Genomic DNA, 2,764 nt, shown 5'->3' on the forward strand with positions numbered 1-2,764 from the left:
TGGTTGAAAGAACACATGTCACACTACCCCTCGCCAGGGCTTTCCGGCGCATGTGAGAGTTACCCGTGCAGGCCATGCCCATGAAGGGAAGGTCCTGCGGGTTCTCAGTCGCCGAAAACGGCCGGATGGATTGGAATTGCGCGTCGAATTACCGGACGGCAGCCGTCTGCATGTTCCGGCAACGTGGACCGACATGGACGACGGCAGGGCAAACGGCACGAATACGGTTGCTGCCGCCGGCATCGGGCGACTGAACCATTTTCTGCACCTGCGCGCGCTGGTGGACTCCTTGCTTGGCCGACAGAGCCAGTCGGCATCCGGCAAGGAGAAGCATCATGCAACTGCGCTTGGAGTTCATCGACGAAAAAGGCACGGAACACACGAAGCGATTGCCCGCATGGGAGAAGCTGGAGGAGACGGCCCGTCTAGAGGTGGCGACCCGACTCGCCCATCTCATCGCCCGCATGCTGGTCCGCGCCTCCCGCGGGGACGGTGAGCGATGAGCAAGGAGCGCGAACACCCCAAGATCACCGCCAGCCATCTGTCCCGGCTGGCCGTTGTCTATCTGCGCCAATCGAGCGCTGCCCAGGTCGAACACCACCGTGAATCCACGCGCCGGCAATACGAACTGGCGCATCGCGCGCACGAACTCGGCTGGACACAGGAACGGATCCTGGTCGTCGACGCCGATCTGGGGCTGTCCGGCTCCGGCGCCGTCGCCCGTTCCGGCTTTGCCCAGCTCACCGCCGACGTGGCGCTCGGACGCGTCGGACTGGTGCTGGGTTTGGAAGTCTCCCGCTTGGCACGCAACAACGCCGACTGGCACCGGCTCATCGAACTGGCGGGTCTCACCGACACGCTGATTGCCGATGCCGACGGCATATACCACCCCGCCCTGTTCAACGACCGTCTGTTGCTGGGGCTCAAGGGGGCGATGAGCGAAGCGGAGTTGCACGTGCTGCGCGCCCGCCTGGATGGCGGCCGGCGCAGCAAGGCCGCGCGTGGGGCGTTGCGCCGGGGATTGCCCGTGGGATTCATCTGGGGCGAAGCGGATGGTGAGATCCTGCTCCATCCCGACGAATCCGTCGTCCACGCCATCCGCACGGTCTTTGCCCGTTTCGCCGAGATGGGCTCGGCGCGACGCGTCTGGAAGTGGTTCTGCGATCAGGGGCTCCGATTCCCCCGTCGCCAGGGGGAGCAGGGCGACATCCGCTGGAGCCCGCCCGAATACAGCGCCATCTACGGCGTCCTGAGATCTCCGGTTTATGCAGGGGCCTATGTTTATGGCAGGACCCGTCAGGAGACGGTCCTCAATGAGACGGGAGTCTGCCGCAAACGCGTGAAGCACTTGGCGCGCGAGCAGTGGCCGGTTCTCATTCCGGATCACCATGAGGGCTACATCGACTGGCGGAGCTGGGAAGCCAACCAGCAACGCATGGAACAGAACATGCCAGCCGGGGCGTGCGCCAAGAGGGCGGACAAGGCCGGTGCCGCCAGGGAGGGACAGGCCCTTCTCCAGGGGCTTGCTCTGTGCGGCCATTGCGGACGGCGGTTGCGCGTGCGCTACAACGGGCGCCGCAGCGTGCCCAACTATCATTGTGTCGGTAAGCTGGTCATGGAAGGTCGCGAAGCGTATTGCCTGTCGGTTGGAGGCTTGCGGCTCGACGACATGGTGGCGCGAACCTTTCTGGCGGCGCTGGAACCAGCCCTCCTCACCGCCACGATCGCCGCGGCTGAACGCCTCGAGAGCGACCATGAGGCCGTCCTCCGGCAAGGACGGCTCGATGTGGAACGCGCCGCCTTCGCCGTGAACCGGGCGGAGCGGCGGTATCGCGCCGTGGATCCGGACAATCGCCTGGTGGCCCGTTCTCTGGAGCGCGAATGGGAGGAAAGCCTCGCAGCCCTCGAAGCGGCCCGCATCGAGCAGACACGCCGGGAGCGGGAGCGCCCACGCCTTCTGACCCCGGACGAGCGCGCCCGTCTTCTGACGCTCGGCCCGGATCTGGCGACCGTATGGCAGGCTCCGACCACCACACGGCGCGACCAGAAGGAATTGCTGCGTACACTCATTGAGGACATCACCGTGACGGTGGACCGGGATCGCAAAGAAGCTCGCCTGGATTTGCGCTGGAAAGGTGGCGAACTCAGCCATCTCGAGCTGGCCTTGCCACGCACGCGCTCCGCACCGGTCCAGACGGACGAGGAAACGGTGGCTCTGGTGCGACGGCTGGCCAAGCATCACTCCGATGATGCCATTGCCAGCATCCTCACGCTCCAGGGACGCAAAACGGCACGCGGGCACCGTTTCGACGCGATACGGGTCAATGGCTTGCGACGGCGCCAGAAGATCCCGGGCGCTCCGCGCACACCACGCGCCGCCACCGTGGACGATGCCGTCTCCATCCGGCAGGCGGCGGATGTGCTCGGGGTGGCCCCCACCACATTGCTGCGCCATCTCCATGACGGCCTGATCGAGGCCGAGCAGATCACCCCGAACGCCCCTTGGCGCATCCATCTGAACGCCGACCTCAAGGCGCGTTTCTTTCTCGAACCGCCGAACGGTTATGTGCCCATGTTCACAGCCATGACCAGCCTCGGGATCCCGCGCCAAGCCATGGTGCAGAAGATCAAGGCCGGTGGACTGGATGCTGTCTTCGTAACCGCAGGGCGCCAGAAAGGCATATATATCAGAGTGATAGACACGCACCTCGATCTCTTCGAACAACCAGGATGCGCAACGGGGGCAGTATGAAGCGCGATTTAA

Annotated in this window: 2 protein-coding genes; both read left to right on the forward strand. The window is 64.9% G+C overall.

From position 1 onward, the window contains the following. Positions 1-335: 335 nt before the first annotated feature. Positions 336-503: a hypothetical protein gene (locus tag ACFPMG_RS21455; protein WP_376997219.1), complete on the forward strand. Its 168-nt coding sequence runs from the start codon at positions 336-338 to the stop codon at positions 501-503. Further along, entirely contained in the window at positions 500-2,752 is a 2,253-nt protein-coding gene (locus tag ACFPMG_RS21460; RefSeq protein ID WP_376997220.1) for a recombinase family protein, read from the forward strand. The genes ACFPMG_RS21455 and ACFPMG_RS21460 overlap by 4 nt, the downstream gene beginning before the upstream one ends. The last annotated feature ends 12 nt before the right edge of the window (positions 2,753-2,764 follow it).

Origin of the sequence: Azospirillum himalayense, from assembly GCF_042657465.1 — a bacterium.
In the GTDB taxonomy this organism is placed as follows: Bacteria; Pseudomonadota; Alphaproteobacteria; order Azospirillales; family Azospirillaceae; genus Azospirillum; species Azospirillum himalayense.